The 14,817-nt window shown below is 64.9% G+C and carries 14 protein-coding genes; 1 reads left to right on the top strand and 13 read right to left on the bottom strand.

The features are described from left to right. Positions 1–50 precede the first annotated feature (50 nt). Positions 51–359, top strand: coding sequence for a hypothetical protein (locus DKT70_RS10405; RefSeq protein ID WP_111559074.1), 309 nt, complete (start codon positions 51–53; stop codon positions 357–359). On the opposite strand, the gene recN is transcribed toward DKT70_RS10405, so the two are convergent. The 13 genes from recN to ftsW form a co-directional block, all read right to left on the bottom strand. Next, positions 356–2,002, bottom strand: a complete 1,647-nt coding sequence (recN, locus tag DKT70_RS10400) for a DNA repair protein RecN (RefSeq protein WP_111559073.1) — start codon at positions 2,000–2,002, stop codon at positions 356–358. The genes DKT70_RS10405 and recN overlap by 4 nt on opposite strands. A 39-nt stretch (positions 2,003–2,041) precedes the next feature. Continuing rightward, positions 2,042–2,890: an outer membrane protein assembly factor BamD gene (locus DKT70_RS10395; RefSeq protein ID WP_072297002.1), complete on the bottom strand. Its 849-nt coding sequence runs from the start codon at positions 2,888–2,890 to the stop codon at positions 2,042–2,044. A gap of 168 nt (positions 2,891–3,058) precedes the next feature. Then, complete coding sequence (lpxC, locus tag DKT70_RS10390; RefSeq protein WP_111559072.1) at positions 3,059–4,003, bottom strand: UDP-3-O-acyl-N-acetylglucosamine deacetylase; 945 nt, start codon at positions 4,001–4,003, stop codon at positions 3,059–3,061. Between the two features lie 227 nt (positions 4,004–4,230). Further along, complete coding sequence (ftsZ, locus tag DKT70_RS10385) at positions 4,231–5,832, bottom strand: cell division protein FtsZ (protein ID WP_111559071.1); 1,602 nt, start codon at positions 5,830–5,832, stop codon at positions 4,231–4,233. A 227-nt stretch (positions 5,833–6,059) separates the two neighbouring features. Continuing rightward, positions 6,060–7,394 (bottom strand): cell division protein FtsA, encoded by a 1,335-nt coding sequence (gene ftsA / locus DKT70_RS10380; RefSeq protein WP_111559070.1) that lies wholly within the window; start codon positions 7,392–7,394, stop codon positions 6,060–6,062. A 28-nt stretch (positions 7,395–7,422) separates the two neighbouring features. Further along, on the bottom strand, positions 7,423–8,361 hold the full coding sequence (locus tag DKT70_RS10375; protein ID WP_233490520.1) for a cell division protein FtsQ/DivIB: 939 nt from the start codon (positions 8,359–8,361) through the stop codon (positions 7,423–7,425). Next, positions 8,358–9,248, bottom strand: a complete 891-nt coding sequence (locus DKT70_RS10370; RefSeq protein WP_233490528.1) for a D-alanine--D-alanine ligase — start codon at positions 9,246–9,248, stop codon at positions 8,358–8,360. Before DKT70_RS10370 ends, DKT70_RS10375 begins: the two co-directional genes overlap by 4 nt. A 195-nt stretch (positions 9,249–9,443) precedes the next feature. Next, positions 9,444–10,379: a UDP-N-acetylmuramate dehydrogenase gene (gene murB / locus DKT70_RS10365; RefSeq protein ID WP_111559068.1), complete on the bottom strand. Its 936-nt coding sequence runs from the start codon at positions 10,377–10,379 to the stop codon at positions 9,444–9,446. Positions 10,380–10,428: 49 nt separating this feature from the next. After that, entirely contained in the window at positions 10,429–10,776 is a 348-nt protein-coding gene (locus DKT70_RS10360; RefSeq protein ID WP_111559067.1) for a hypothetical protein, read from the bottom strand. Further along, the gene (locus tag DKT70_RS10355; protein ID WP_111559066.1) at positions 10,773–11,060 is read right to left on the bottom strand and encodes a DUF2484 family protein; all 288 of its coding nucleotides are present in this window, start codon (positions 11,058–11,060) and stop codon (positions 10,773–10,775) included. The genes DKT70_RS10360 and DKT70_RS10355 overlap by 4 nt, the downstream gene beginning before the upstream one ends. Continuing rightward, a complete protein-coding gene (gene murC / locus DKT70_RS10350; RefSeq protein WP_111559065.1) occupies positions 11,057–12,484 on the bottom strand; it encodes a UDP-N-acetylmuramate--L-alanine ligase in 1,428 nt (475 codons plus the stop codon). Before murC ends, DKT70_RS10355 begins: the two co-directional genes overlap by 4 nt. Continuing rightward, complete coding sequence (locus tag DKT70_RS10345) at positions 12,481–13,566, bottom strand: UDP-N-acetylglucosamine--N-acetylmuramyl-(pentapeptide) pyrophosphoryl-undecaprenol N-acetylglucosamine transferase (protein WP_111559064.1); 1,086 nt, start codon at positions 13,564–13,566, stop codon at positions 12,481–12,483. The genes murC and DKT70_RS10345 overlap by 4 nt, the downstream gene beginning before the upstream one ends. Beyond that, positions 13,566–14,729 (bottom strand): putative lipid II flippase FtsW, encoded by a 1,164-nt coding sequence (gene ftsW, locus DKT70_RS10340; protein ID WP_111559063.1) that lies wholly within the window; start codon positions 14,727–14,729, stop codon positions 13,566–13,568. The genes DKT70_RS10345 and ftsW overlap by 1 nt, the downstream gene beginning before the upstream one ends. Positions 14,730–14,817 lie beyond the last annotated feature (88 nt).

Here is a 14,817-nt window from a genome sequence, read left to right as displayed (position 1 = left end):
CGTCAAAAGGCTGGTTGGGATATCAGACTTGGACGCAGGAACCGCAATCGATGAACGCGCAGACGATCATAGTGGCAACTTTGATGACGGGGCTTGGCCTCGGCTCTCTGACGCCTTATGCGCCCGATCCCCTGCGCGTCGCCAGTGTCGCCGCGAAAGAAGCCGCCGAACGCCCGATTATGGGAACTGTTCCCAGCAAGGGGCAGGTTCAGCGCATCAGGAACCCCGGCAATTACGGCTTGGGCAACGATATCGCCGGCAGTATTTATGCCATTGTTTCGGGACATCTGGTCCGGCTGGATGCGAAGACGGGGCGCATCATCTCGATCCTGCGCCCCGTTCCCAAATCGCGCAACTAGCCCGCCAGCAGCGCCTTGGCGGCATCGGTCGCCGCATCGGTAATCCGGTCCCCCGACAGCATGCGCGCGATTTCCGCAGTGCGTTCCTGTTGATCCAGGGCCACCACGTTCGATGTCGTCATTCCATCCGTCACCGATTTGGCCACCCGGAAATGCACCGCGCCCAAAGCCGCGACCTGCGGCGAATGCGTGATCACCAAAACTTGCGACCCCTGCGCCAGCGCCTGCAGCCTGCGGCCAACCGCATCGGCGGTCGCCCCGCCGACACCCCGGTCAATCTCGTCGAAGATCATCACCAGGGCGTCATTGCCCCGCGCCAGACAGACCTTCAGCGCCAGCAGGAACCGTGACAATTCCCCGCCCGACGCGATCTTGTCCAGCGGCCCCGAGGGCGCGCCGGGGTTGGTGGCCACCGTGAAGGCTACGATGTCGCGCCCTTCGGGTCCCGGTTCACCTTCGCTGATGCGCGTTTCGAAGACGGCACGATCCATCTTCAGAGGGACCAGTTCGGCAGTGACGGCGCGGTCCAGCTGCTGGGCATGGCGCGTGCGTTCGGCTGTCAAAGTCGCGGCGGCATTGTCATAGGCTTGCTGGGCAGCCACAGCTTCGGCGCGCAATGTGCCGATCTGTGCCTCTCCGGCGTCGATACGACCCAGCCTTTCACGCAATTCATGACCCAAAGCCGCCAGGTCATCGGCCATCACGCCATGCTTGCGCGCCAAGGCGCGCAGCGCGAACAGCCTTTCTTCCGTCGACTCAAGCGCATAGGGGTCAAAATCAAGAGCACTCAGCGTGTCCTCGACACCGCGGGTCGCTTCGCCCAATTCGATCAAGGCGCGCGACAAGGCAGCCAGGGGCGGATCAAGCCGACCTTCGGCCTGATCCGAAACGCCTTCAAGCCAGCGCCCGGCATCGACCATTGCCTTTTCCGCCCCGTCGCCCCCCAACAGCTGCAAAGCTCGGGCGACGTCGTCGCGGATGCGTTCAGCCCCCTGCATCTGCCGCCGGGCAATGTCCAGGCTCTGCTCCTCGCCGGGTTCGGGGGCCAGCTTGTCGATCTCATCGACGGCATGGCGCAGGAATTCTTCTTCCTGGCGGGCGGCTTCCAGCGCGGCTTCGGCCTGCGCCAGCAATTGCGCAGCCTCGCGGCGGGCATTCCAGGCGGTCCGGACGGTCCTGGTGTCGATGACGCCGAAAGCATCCAGCAAGGCGCGGTGACCGCGCGGGTTCAGCAGCCCCCGGTCATCATGCTGACCATGCAGTTCGACCAAGGTTTCCGACAGCTTGCGCAACACTTCGCCCGAAACGCGGCGGTCGTTGACCCAGCCCGTCTTGCGGCCATCAAGGCCGTTGACCCGGCGCAGGATCAGCTCGTCTTCCTCGACGCTGATGCCCGCGTCGGACAGGACCGCGCGGGCGGGGTGGTCGGGGGGAAGATCGAAGACGGCCTGGACCTCGCCCTGTTGCGCCCCCTGACGGACCAGGTCGGCACGGCTGCGCCAGCCCAGCACAAAGCCCAGACAATCCAACAGGATCGACTTGCCCGCGCCGGTTTCACCCGTCAGGACGTTCAATCCGGGACCGAACCCCAGATCCAGCCGCTCGATCAGCAGCATGTCGCGGATATCAAGCGATCGGAGCATGCGATGTCGGACCGAGACCTTGGCCTGTGGGGCGGAAGGCTACAGCCATCTTCCTTCAATGGTTTGGCGATAAACGTTGGTCAGCCAGCTGTCCCCCTTCGCCTCGGCCGACAGGCCGCGACCGCGCAGCTGGCGGAAGGCGTCTTCGTAGAAGGGCGAGGACTGGAAGTTGTGGCCCAGGATGGCGCCGGCGGTCTGCGCCTCGTCCAGCAGGCCAAGGGCGATATAGGCCTCGACCAGGCGCAGCAGCGCTTCGGGGGTCTGGGTCGTCGTCTGGAATTCCTCGACCACGACGCGGAAGCGGTTGACCGCAGCCGCGTAATGCCCGCGCTTCAGATAATAGCGCCCGATCTCCATTTCCTTGGCGGCAAGGTGATCGAAAGCCAGATCAAATTTCAGGATGGCGCTGCGGGCATATTCGCTGTCGGGATATTGCTCGATCACGGTACGCAGCCCCTGCAGCGCCTGGAAGGTCAGGCCTTGATCGCGGCCCACATCGTCGATCTGATCGTAATAGGACAGTGCCAGCAAATACTGTGCATAGGCTGCATCCTCATCACCCGGATAGGTGTCCAGGAAACGCTGTGCCGCGCCGCGCGCCTCTTCGTAATTCTTGGCCTTGTGGTTGCCATAGGCCTGCATGATCAGGGCGCGCTTGGCCCATTCGGAATAGGGGTAAAGACGTTCGATCTCGCTGAAATAGAAGACGGCCTCTTCGGGTTCGCCGCTATTCTCCAACTCGAACTCACCGCGCTTATAGATTTCTTCCGCGGTGAATCGGTCAAGATTTTCCTTGCGCGCCGTGTCGCGACTGTCGGCGCAACCCGCAAGAACCAAGCCCGACAGCAATACAGCCATCACCGAAGCCGAAATTTTCGAGCCCGCCATCTTCACCCTGCCCTACGATTCTGCCGTGCGGCCGCCCCTGAAAGGCTGCGCTGCCGGCACCTCCTAGCACAGAACATCAGGGGGCGCAAAATGGCAATCCGTTGAATTCCGCGTGGCTTTCGCGCGGCGTCGATGGCGACAGCCCCGGCACCCGCCACGGGGGCGCTTTCATTCAGCCGCAAAAGAAAAGGCGGCCATGTCTGCCTGAACTGCGGCATGTTCCGTGATCCGGGCACCCGGAAGACGGTCTTCCAGATCGGCCGAACAGGTTTCCCAGGTCCAGGCCGTCGGATCGGCGAACAGCGCGCGCAGCAGGTGGTTCGTCATCGCATGACCGGCACGATGACCGGTATAGCGGGCCAGCAACGGCGCACCGGCCAGTGCCAGATCGCCGGTCGCATCCAGCATCTTGTGGCGCACGGCCTCGTCCTGATGACGCAGACCGCCGGGCGACAGAACCTGCGCGCCATCGACGACGACGGCGTTCAGATAGGTGCCGCCAAGGGCCAAACCGTTTTGACGCATCGTCTCGACATCAGAGGCGCGGCAAAAGGTCCGGCTGTCGGCTAATTCACGCAGGAAGGCCCCATTGGCCATGTCCAACCGCTTTTCCTGATGCCCGATGGCGGCATCATCGAAATCGATCTGAAAATCGATCTCAAGGTGATCGGCCGGGCTCAGACGGGCAAAGGCGTCGCCGCGACGAACCTCGACGGTGCGCAGAACGCGGATCGCCCGCAAGGGGGCGTTCTGGCGTTCGATGCCGGTTTCCAGAATCGCATCGACGAACACGGCGGAGGATCCATCCAGAATCGGAACTTCGGGTCCGTCCACGGTGACCAAGGCATTGTGAATGCCGGTCCCGGAAAGGGCGGCCATCACGTGTTCGACGGTCGACAGGGTGACGCCCGCGCCATTATCCATCAGCGTGCACAACGGAGACGGGGTCACCTGGCTCCAGATGGCGGGAATATCCACGGCAGGCGTCAGGTCGATCCGGCGAAAGACAATGCCATGACCGACGGGTGCAGGATGGATCACCAGCTGCGCCGAGGCGCCCGAGTGAAGCCCGACGCCCGAAAATGCCACCTTGTCTTTCAATGTCGCCTGCATGACATGCCTGCCTTCGTTCTTTTGGTCACGGCCATCGCGGCCTGTGTCAGTTCAGCTAGGATCAGACGTCAAAGCATTCAATTAACGAATTGTAACGGAGTGAAACACTTGCGCCCCGCCCTGCGGCGACAGGGCGGGCTATCTTGTCAAATGCATGGATATGCAATGGAAAAGGGCCGCCAAAGGCAGCCCCGTCCATTCAACATATGTCAGTTTCGTGATCGGGCTCAGTTGGCCTGACGACGCAGGAAAGCCGGGATCTCGACATTGTCCTGACTGCTGTCGGGGCTGGCCAGATCGTCGAAATCGGTATCCTGCTGACGGGCACGGGTCGCCACGCGTTCATTCACACGCTCTGCGATGGACGACGAGGACGGCTTTTGCGCGGTCGACTGATCGCCATGACCAGCCATCCGCTCCAGCATCCGACCAAGACCGCTCATCCGGCTTTGGGCGGCGGTACCCTGTGCGGGCTGCTGCTTGGGGGCGCCGGAGGCACTGCCCGTCTGGTTGTGGTTGTCCACGGCGCGACGCAGGCGATCCATCACCTCGGGGGCGGGTTGACCGGCCCGCGCGGGCTGGGGCGCACGGGGTGCCACAAAGGCCGAGGCATCGTCGTCGATGCGGGCGGCCGGGGCCTGACGCGCATTGTCCTTAGGCTGATAGGCCGGCTGCGGCATATCTTCCTCGGTTCGGGCAGCAGGGGCCTGCGGGGCCGCCTGTTCGGGCTGCTGAGCGACAGAGGACGTCACGCGGCGCTGCGGCATCTGGGTTTCGGCTTCCGCCTGCGAACCAACCACGGGGTTCTGGGTCAGCGGAGCGGCCATGCTGCGACGAGGCGAAGGAACTTCGGCCACGGCAACGGCGGCATCGATACCGGTCGCTACGACCGACACGCGGATGTTGCCGTCCATGTCGGGGTCCAGGGTCGAACCGACGATGATGTTGGCATCGCTGTCGACCTTGTCGCGAATGACATTAGCGGCCTCGTCCAGCTCGAACAGAGTCATGTCATAGCCGCCGGTGATGTTGATCAGCACGCCGCGGGCGCCGTTCAGGCTGATCTCGTCCAGCAGCGGGTTGGCGATGGCGCGTTCGGCGGCTTCCTGCGCACGGTTTTCGCCCGTCGCTTCGCCGGTGCCCATCATGGCCTTGCCCATTTCGTCCATCACGGCGCGAACGTCGGCAAAGTCCAGGTTGATCAGACCGGGACGGACCATCAGGTCGGTCACACCCTTGACGCCCTGGTACAGCACGTCGTCGGCCATCGCGAAGGCCTCGGTAAAGGTGGTCTTTTCGTTGGCCAGGCGGAACAGGTTCTGGTTCGGAATAATGATCAGCGTGTCCACGACCTTCTGCAGGGCCTCAACGCCTTCCTCGGCCTGGCGCATCCGCTTCGTGCCTTCGAACTGGAAGGGCTTGGTCACAACGCCGACGGTCAGAATGCCCATCTCGCGCGCGGCTTGGGCGATGATCGGCGCCGCACCGGTGCCGGTGCCGCCGCCCATTCCGGCGGTGATGAAGCACATATGCGCGCCCATCAGATGATCGACGATATCCTCGATCGTCTCTTCGGCGGCTTTTGCGCCAATGGTGGGCTTGGCACCAGCACCCAGACCTTCGGTCACTTTCGGACCCATCTGCACGCGGCTGGTGGCCAGAGATTGCTGCAGCGCCTGCGCATCGGTATTCGCGACCACGAACTCGACACCATCAAGCTGCTTCTGGATCATGTTGTTGACCGCGTTGCCGCCTGCCCCGCCCACACCGAACACGGTGATGCGTGGCTTCAGCTCTTCTTCGTCATTCATCATCAGATTGAGGTTCATGCTGTCCGCCTGTAATCGCTGCTTCGTTATCGGGCGCGGGCTGCCCGCTCGAATCCCCGTATTTACTGACTATCGTAAACATTCCCTCGCCAAGCGTCACCCAAAAAACACAGTCGCCATTCAAAATATGGCCATGTTCAGGGATGGTTTCGGCGGTATCTTGCCACAATGCCCGAATATGGTGGCCACATCATGCGACCTCCATATTTTCTGTGTCTTGCAGGCCCTTACCAGTTGTTCTTGAACCACCGATAGGCGCGCCGGAAACTGCGTCCGGGGTAATTGTCGGCGGGCATTTCAAAGTCCCACCATTCATCCTGCGGATGGGCCGCGAAAAGCGCCAGACCGACCGCACTGGAAAAGCTGGGATCGGTCAGTTCATGCGCCAATCCGTCGATCCGCAGCGGCCTGCCGCAACGGACGTTCGGCCCCAGGATGCGTGTCGCCAGCCCGTCCAGACCAGGGATCTGGCTGCCGCCACCCGTCAGGACGATCTGCTGGCTGGGCATATAGTCGAAGCCCGCCGCATCCAGAACGCCGCGCACGTTTTCCAGAATTTCCTCGACACGCGGGCGCATGACGCCGATCACGTCGGCCCGGCTGACGGTGCGCCGGTCGGTTTCCCAATCCCCGGTATTGCCGCCGACATCGATCATTTCGCGATCATCCTGACCGGTCGCCTCGACCCCGCCGTCCAGGGTCTTCAGACGTTCGGCCACGGGCAGCGGCACGCGCAGGCCCTGCGCGATGTCCTGGGTGATCAGGTTGCCCCCGATCGGCACGTGATCGGAAAAAATCATGTGCTTCTTGATGAAGATCGAAACGCCCGTTCCGCCGCCCCCGAAATCGATGCAGGCGGCGCCTAGTTCCTGCTCATCCTCGACCAGGCTGGCCCGGGCCGAGGCATAGGGCGCCGATGCGATGCCCGCCAGTTCCAGGTCGCAGCGGCGAATACACTGCACCAGGTTGCCCATCACATCGCCGTCCAGTGTCAGCACATGCATGTCGCAGAACAGCTTGTTGCCGACATGATCGCGCGGATCGGCCAGGCTGGAGCGGTTGTCGACGGCGAAATTCACCGGTTGGGCGTGCAGAACCTCGCGGCCCCGACCGAAATCGGGCACCTCGCAGGCAGCCATGACCGAGGCGACGTCATGTTCGGCAACCTTGCCCGCCGCCAAGGTGATCTCTCCCGCCAATCCGTATGAAGCAGGCGAGCCGCCCGACAGGCAGGCGATCACATGGTCGATCCGCACGCCGGCCAGTTTCTGCGCGGCGGCGACGACAGTGCGGATGGCGCGCTCGGTTTCGGCCATGGTCTCGATCTGGCCGCGACGCATGCCGCGCGACCGGGTCGAAGCCGCACCGATGACGCGGAAATTCACCTGCCCCGCCATCGGCCCGACGCCGTCGGTTTCGCGAAAGGTGCCGGTGCCGTCGAAACGCAGCACCAGGCAGGCGATCTTCGATGTGCCGATATCCAGGATGCCGATCACGCCCCTTTGAAGGGCTGCCCGGCGCATGTTCCGCATCGCGCGCTGTGTCTGGTACAATTCCGCCATTCGCTTCGTCCCCCCTTCGTGCTGATTTTCAGCTTTTCTTTTCGTCTTCTTGCAGCGGCGCCCCGTCCGGCCCCAGCAGGGTCAGGCCGCGCGCGCCGCGGATCGTGTTGCGGGCATCAAGGCCAAGACGCAGGACCGGACGCTGCGGGTCGCGCAGATCCACGATCATGACATCGCGCGCCAGCAGATCCTCGGCCCGGTCAAGGGCGATGGCGGCCTCCAGCGCGACGACCGCGCCATGCGCGGGCAGCATGATCCGCTGACCGTGATCCAGCACCAGGTCCCACCGCCGTTCGCCCCGGCGCACCAATCCGCGCACCCGCGGCAGGATCGGACCGGCCGCGTCGAACAGGTTCAGCGCCTCGGCGGTCATCACATCCGCCCCCTCGCCCGAGATCAGCGGCAGCTCGGGGCGCACCTCGCGCGAGGTGACGCTGGCAACGCGGTGGCCGCCACGATCCAGAATCTCGATCCCGCGGGCACGACGCCAGAGGATGGCGGGTTCGCGTTCCTTGACCACCGCCGACAGGATGCCGCCCGGCTTGACGCGCAGGTCGATGCTTTCGACCGCGTCCAGCTGCATCACCTGGATGCGCAGCGCCGGCAGGTCGATATCGAAGCTCGAGGCCGGCAGGTCAACCGGCAGCATCGCCCGCAAGGCGCGTTCGACGACCGGGGACGCCCCCTCGATCGTCATGGTGCGGACCTGGAATTCCTCTCGGCTCTGGATCGTGTCGACGACCGAGGCGATGCCCCCTTTCAGCAGCGCGCGCCGATCCTCGTCGGCCAGCCACAGCCCCGCGATCATGGCGATCAGGAAGGCGGGTACGCCCACCCGGACCATGCGACGGTAAAGCGGCGTCAGCCACATCCGTTCGAGGCGATATTTCAGCCGCGATGGTGCGGGATCGCGCCGCTGGCGCGGAGGTTCGGGGGTGACCTGCTTTCCGGGGCGATGATCGATCACGAGCGGCACATCGCATCCTCCACCATCCACCGCATCAGGGCGGGAAAATCCATGCCGACATGGGCTGCCTGTTCCGGCGCCAGCGAGGTCGGCGTCATGCCGGGCTGGGTGTTGACTTCCAGGATGATCAGACCGTCGGCGCCGCGCGTGTCGTCCCACCGGAAATCGGTCCGCGTCAGGCCGGTGCAACCAAGGGCGTCATGGGCCCGGCGCGCCAGCGACAGGCAGGCATCGCGGATGTCGTCGGGGATCTGGGCGGGAATCACGTGGCGTGATCCGCCGACCGTGTATTTCGCGGCATAGTCGTACCAGCCGTCGGTGATGATCTCGGTCACCTCCAGCGCGCGATCGCCCATCACTGTGGTCGTCAGCTCGCGACCGGGCGCATAGGTTTCCACCATCACCCGCGCGGGCATGTCCTTTGACAGCTGCGGTGGCTGGTTGGCGCCGTCATGGACGATATAGACCCCCACCGAGGAGCCTTCGTCATTGGGCTTGACCACATAGGGGGCGGGAATGACATGGCGGCGCCGGACCTCATCGGCGTCGGCGATCACGCTTTCGACGATGGGCAGGTTCGCCGCACGAAAGGCGTCCTTGGCGCGCGTCTTATCCATCGCCAACGCCGAGGCCAACACGCCCGAATGGGTATAGGGCAGCCCCAGCCATTCCAGCAGGCCTTGCACGCAGCCATCTTCGCCCCATTTGCCGTGCAGGGCGTTGAAGACGACGTCGGGCCGGCATTCGGTCAGCGCCCGGACGACCTGGTCGCCCAAGGCATCGTCCAGCACGATTTCGGTTACCTGATATCCCGCCACCCGCAGCGCAGCCGCGCATTCGCGACCCGATGACAGCGACACCTCTCGCTCGGCCGAGGGGCCACCCATCAGGATCGCGACCGAGTGGGCTGTCCTGCTCGACCTGCCCGTCACGTTATCGCCTTTCGCGCCCGGTTGATCCGGGCTTAAGATTCATCACTTCGCACCCGTTCCGGGTGTCGCGTGCCCCCCAAGGTTACATGCAAAGCGGGTATCGCAAAAGACTGAATTTTCCGTTAACGCGCCTTTGGCGACGCTGCGCGCCTATTCGCCTTCGGGCAGCGGGTCGCCGATGCGGATGACCTCCCATTGCAGGTCATGTCCGCTGTCTTCCATGACGCGGCGACGCACCAGCTCACCCAAGGCTTCCAGCTCGGCCGCGGTGGCTGCACCGGTATTCAGCAGAAAATTGGGATGTTTTTCCGACATCTGCGCTCCACCCCAGCTGTGACCGCGCAAGCCCGCGCGATCGATAAGCGACCACGCCTTAAGGTCATGGGTGTCATCCGCTTGGCCCGTCGAACTGAACCCCGCCGGGTTGCGGAAGGTCGATCCGGCGCTGCGTTCGCCTGTTGGCTGGCTTTCGTCGCGACGGGCCAGCTGGTCGGCCATCTTGACATGCAGCGCGTCGGGATCGCCCGGCGTCGCCGCAAAGACCGCCTGCGTGATGATCCAGTCGGCGGGAATGTCGGAATGGCGGTAACCAAAACCCAGTTCGGCAGCAGGCATGGTGATCTGTTCACCCTGCCGCGTCACGACCTGGATTTCGACCAGGTGATCGGAAACATAGCTGCCGTAGCAGCCGGCGTTCATCCGCACAGCACCGCCGATGCTGCCGGGAATGGTGCGCAGGAAGGTCAGGTCCAGCCCCGCTTCTGCGGCGCGACGCGCGACCTGCGCATCCAGCGACGCGGCTCCTGCGGTGATCACGCCATCCTCGACCGAGACCGCGTTGAAGGCGCGGCCAAGACGCACGACCACACCACGGATGCCACCGTCGCGCACGATCAGGTTGCTGCCCACGCCCATCGGAAAGACCGGGATCGCGGGGTCCAGCGCCGCCAGGAATTCGGCCAGATCATCGGCGTCGGCGGGCTGGAACAGCCAATCGGCCGGTCCTCCGACGCGAAGCCATGTCAGGCTGTTCAGGGGACGGTCGGGGATCAGGGTGCCGCGCGGCGTGGGAAGGTCAAAGCTCATGCGTCAGGTGGTAGCCAGCGGCGCGCGGCGCGTCAACAGCGCCCGAAGGTCAGATCAGGAAAGTCGCCACCGCTGCACCAAGCGCCGTCAGGGATGCCCCCGCCGTGACCAGACCCGCCCAACGGCGCCATCTGACCTTGTGGTGCCGGACATGGGCGATGGCCAGACCCACCGCCATCCCCAGCAGGGCGGGCAGAACGGTAAAGGCCTGGGCCACGATGGCCGCCAGATCGCGGAACCCGTCGCGCCCCCGCGCAGCATGAAGCAGCTGAAAGGCGATGGCCATCAGCAGCAGGGCCAGCACCACCAGTGGCCAGCGCAGCTTCAGCCTTGCACTGCCCCAGGCGATGAAGCCGGATCCGGCCAGGCAAAGCGCGGCAATGATCCAGGGGTTCACGGATGCTGCCCGCCATCGATCGCGGGCGGTATCGCGGCGCGGCGGCGCCCCAGGGGCCGCACGATCAGCGCCAGCAGCCCAAGCGCCAGGCTGGCCACGCCGATCCCCGGCCCCCAAAGCAGCGTCAGCCAACCCAGGCTCGGAACGCCCAGCACGATCAGGATCACGATCGCAGCGGGCCGCAAACGGTTTGGCAAAAGGGGCACCAGACAGGCGGCCAGCAGCCATATCCCGGTCAACGCAAGGGCGATCACCGGGAATGGCGGCAGCGCGATGCCCGTCATGCAGCCTGTCCCTGCAGCCGTGCCGGCAAATTGTTGGCCCAGGCCGAGATCGTCCCCGCCCCAAGACAGACGACCATGTCGCCCGGCCGTGCCTGTTCCCGAACCAGCCGTTCCAGATCATCCTCGGACAGGATGGCGCGGGCATGGCGGTGACCATGGGCGATCAGGCCCGCAACAAGATCGTCGCGCCCAGCACCAGGGATCGGGTCCTCTCCGGCGGCATAGACATCGGCGATGGCCACGACATCGGCTTCGTTGAAACAGGTGCAGAAATCGTCGAACAACGTCGACAGGCGGGAATAGCGGTGCGGCTGATGAACGGCGATGACCCGGCCCGTGGTCGCCTGGCGCGCGGCCTTCAGGACGGCGGCGATTTCGACCGGGTGGTGCCCGTAATCGTCGATGATGGTCACGCCGCCGATCTCTCCCACGCGGGTGAAACGCCGACCGACGCCGCCGAACTTGGCCAGGGCCTCGCGGATTTCCGACTTCTTGATGCCAAGGTGACGGGCGACGGCCACGGCAGCCAAGCAGTTCGACACGTTGTGATCGCCCGGCATCGGCAAGGTGCAGCCTTCGATCATGACGGGGGTCAACGCGTTGTCGGGCGTTTCGCCCTGCAAGGCAATATCGAAATGGGCGATGCCCTTGTCATAGCGCAGGTTCACGGCCCGGACATCCGCCTGTGCGTTGAAGCCGAAGGTGACGACACGGCGATCGGTCAGCTTGCCGACCAAGGACTGAACCTCGGGGTGGTCGGTGCAGCAGACGGCCAGACCATAGAAGGGAATGCCGGACGCGAAGTTGTAGAAGCCTTGGCGCAGCGCATCGAAGCTGCCCCAATGCTCCATATGCTCGGGGTCGATATTGGTGATGATGGCAATATCGGCCGGCAGGCGGTTGAAGCTCCCGTCGCTTTCATCAGCCTCGACCACCATCCATTCGCCGGCACCGGCCCGCGCGTTCGACCCATAGGCATGGATCACGCCGCCATTGATGACGGTCGGATCGACGCCGCCCGCATCCAGCAGCGTGGCGACCATCGTGGTGGTCGTGGTCTTGCCATGGGTGCCGGCGATGGCGATGTTCGACTTCATCCGCATCAGCTCGGCCAGCATCTCGGCGCGGCGCACGATGGGCAGACCGCGGCGGCGGGCTTCCTCCAGCTCGGGGTTGCCCTTCTTGATCGCGGTCGAGACGACGATGACGCCCGCCCCTTCCACGTTCTCGGCCCGCTGGCCTTCGAATACCTGCGCGCCCAAGCTGACCAGCCGGTCGGTGATCTTCGATGTCTTCAAATCACTGCCCTGCACGCGATAGCCAAGGGTCAGCAGCACTTCGGCAATGCCGGACATGCCGATGCCGCCGATCCCCACAAAATGGATGGGCCCAAGTTCGCCGGGCAGTTTCGTCGCCGCATTCATCGCACAATCTCCGTGACGAGGTCGTAAAGGCGCCGCGCCGCATCGGGACGGGCAAGGGACAGCGCAGCCTGGGCCATGGCCGTGGCCTGCGCGGGATCATTCAGGATCGCGCGGATGTCGCGCGTGAGGCTTTCGACGTCAAGCAGCGATTCCGGATGGACCAGCGCGGCACCGCTTTCGGCCAAAGCCTGCGCATTGGCGGTCTGGTGATCGCCCGTCGCCGCCGCGAAGGGGATCAGGATCGAAGGCCGGCCGATGACTGTGATGTCGGCCAGCGACGATGCGCCCGACCGGCTGATGACCAGCTGCGCCTGCGCCAGACGTTCCGGAACGTCCGAGAAAAAGGCATGAACCTCGGCCCGGATGCCTGCATCGGCATAGGTGGCGATCACGCGGTCGGCATCTTCGGCGCGGGCCTGGTGGCTGACGATCAGGCGGGCGCGCATGTCGTCGGGCAGCGCAGCCAGCGCCGCGGGCACCAGGTCCGACAGCACGCGTGCGCCTTGGCTGCCGCCGATCACCAGCAGGTGCAGATCCCCCTGCCCCGGCGCGACATAGGGCGCGGCGGCATGATCCAGCACCGCGGCGCGGACGGGATTGCCCACATGCAAGCCGCTGACGCCCGGTGGCAGATCGGTCGGCCAGATGCCGCAGGCGACCCGGTGGACGCGGCCAGCAAACAGCCGGTTCACCCGCCCCATGACGCCGTTCTGTTCATGGATCATCCGCGGCAGGCCCAATGACCAGGCAGCCGACAACGCCGGGATGGTCGGATAGCCGCCAAATCCCACCACCACGTCGGGCCGGTCACGGCGGAACGCGCGACGTGCGGCCCAGATGCCGGACCCGATCTTGAAGGGCGCCGCCAGCTTGCCCGCGACACCGCCGCGCGCGGTGGTGGCGGACCTGACGATCTGGCGTTCGACCGCGTCGGGAAAGCCACCCGCATAGCGCGCGCCGCGTTCGTCGGTGGACAGGCGGACCCGCCAGCCATTGGCCAGCAGCATCTCGGCCAGGGATTGGGCGGGGAACATGTGGCCACCGGTTCCACCGGCAGCGATCAGGGCAAGGGGTTCGGACATCAGCGGCCTCGGCGCAGGATTTCGGCGATCTCGCCCTGGGGGCGGGTGCGGGTCAGCGCCAGCAGCATCCCCGCCGCGATCCCCGAGGCGATCACCGAGGAGCCGCCATAGCTGACGAAGGGCAAGGTCATGCCCTTGGCGGGCAGCAGTCGGACGGCAACACCCATGTTGATCAGCGCCTGAACGCCAAAGGCGCAGGCCAGCCCCGTGCCGGCGATGCGGGCGAAGGGATCACGCTCCTTCAGCAGGCGCAGCAGCGACCGCACGACGATGGTCATGTAGAGCGTGATCACGGTCAGGACCATGATCAGGCCGTATTCCTCGGCGGCGACGGCGATGATGAAGTCGGTATGGGCATCGGGCAGCGACCATTTCACCGTCCCCTCGCCCACGCCGACACCGAAGAAGCCGCCCTCTTGGATGGCATTGGTGGCATAGCCGATCTGGGTGCGCGGATCGATGTCGGGCGACAGAAAGCCGTTGATGCGCCGGGCAAAGTGTTCGGATGCGCCATAGGCGAAGACCCCGCCCATCAGCGCCATGCCCGCCACGCCCAGCAGCAGGATCATGGGCGCACCGGCGACGAAATACATCACCAGCCAGGAAAACAGCACCAGCGAGGCCTGTCCGAAATCGGGCTGCAGCGCCAGCAGGATCACCACCGTCGCCGCCGCGATGAAAGAGTAGAGCTTGCCCGGCGGGCCGCCGATCTCCATCGAGGCGGCCATGAACCAGGCGCAGAGCGCCACGAATCCCGGCTTGAGGAATTCCGACGGCTGGATCGACACGAAACCAAGGCTGAGCCAGCGCGTCGCCCCCTTGCCGAAATCCGTGCCGATGAAGGGCAGCAACAGAATGGCCGTGAAGGCCACCGCGAAGCCTAGCACCCCAATGCGACGGATCTGGCGCGGCGACATCATCGAGATCACCAGCATCACCCCCAGGGCCAGGCCGCCGAAGACAGCCTGCCGCTGGACATAATAGAACCGTGGCAGGTTGTTCTTCTCCGCCAGCGGAACCGAGGCCGCAAGCCCCAGCAAAAGCCCGATCGCGAACAGGGACAGCACGCAGAACAGCGCCCACCTGTCCACTGTCCGCCACCAACGCGGAAGAATGGGATCACCCGCCCGTGCGGGCGCCGTGCCAAAAACCATATCGGTCATGGAAATACCGCCGTCACTGCCTCTGTCCTGTCCGGTTTTCCCGGATCTGCGCAGAAGGATAGCGCGATTGCGGGGGCCGCGCCACTAT

The sequence above is a fragment of the Paracoccus sediminilitoris genome (assembly GCF_003259195.1).
GTDB lineage: Bacteria > Pseudomonadota > Alphaproteobacteria > Rhodobacterales > Rhodobacteraceae > Paracoccus > Paracoccus sediminilitoris.
The sequence above is the reverse complement of the archived record's forward strand: the minus strand, read 5'-3'. Positions and strand labels throughout refer to the sequence as shown.

What these genes read in the sequence shown, in the direction of transcription:
- lpxC (WP_111559072.1), bottom strand. Translation starts at nt 4,003, where the DNA reads ATGCAGGCGACATTGAAAGACAAGGTGGCATTTTCGGGCGTCGGGCTT.
- murB (WP_111559068.1), bottom strand. Translation starts at nt 10,379, where the DNA reads ATGAGCTTTGACCTTCCCACGCCGCGCGGCACCCTGATCCCCGACCGT.
- recN (WP_111559073.1), bottom strand. Translation starts at nt 2,002, where the DNA reads ATGCTCCGATCGCTTGATATCCGCGACATGCTGCTGATCGAGCGGCTG.
- murC (WP_111559065.1), bottom strand. Translation starts at nt 12,484, where the DNA reads ATGAATGCGGCGACGAAACTGCCCGGCGAACTTGGGCCCATCCATTTT.
- DKT70_RS10345 (WP_111559064.1), bottom strand. Translation starts at nt 13,566, where the DNA reads ATGTCCGAACCCCTTGCCCTGATCGCTGCCGGTGGAACCGGTGGCCAC.
- DKT70_RS10405 (WP_111559074.1), top strand. Translation starts at nt 51, where the DNA reads ATGAACGCGCAGACGATCATAGTGGCAACTTTGATGACGGGGCTTGGC.
- DKT70_RS10370 (WP_233490528.1), bottom strand. Translation starts at nt 9,248, where the DNA reads ATGGGTGGCCCCTCGGCCGAGCGAGAGGTGTCGCTGTCATCGGGTCGC.
- DKT70_RS10355 (WP_111559066.1), bottom strand. Translation starts at nt 11,060, where the DNA reads ATGACGGGCATCGCGCTGCCGCCATTCCCGGTGATCGCCCTTGCGTTG.
- ftsZ (WP_111559071.1), bottom strand. Translation starts at nt 5,832, where the DNA reads ATGAACCTCAATCTGATGATGAATGACGAAGAAGAGCTGAAGCCACGC.
- ftsA (WP_111559070.1), bottom strand. Translation starts at nt 7,394, where the DNA reads ATGGCGGAATTGTACCAGACACAGCGCGCGATGCGGAACATGCGCCGG.
- DKT70_RS10395 (WP_072297002.1), bottom strand. Translation starts at nt 2,890, where the DNA reads ATGGCGGGCTCGAAAATTTCGGCTTCGGTGATGGCTGTATTGCTGTCG.
- ftsW (WP_111559063.1), bottom strand. Translation starts at nt 14,729, where the DNA reads ATGACCGATATGGTTTTTGGCACGGCGCCCGCACGGGCGGGTGATCCC.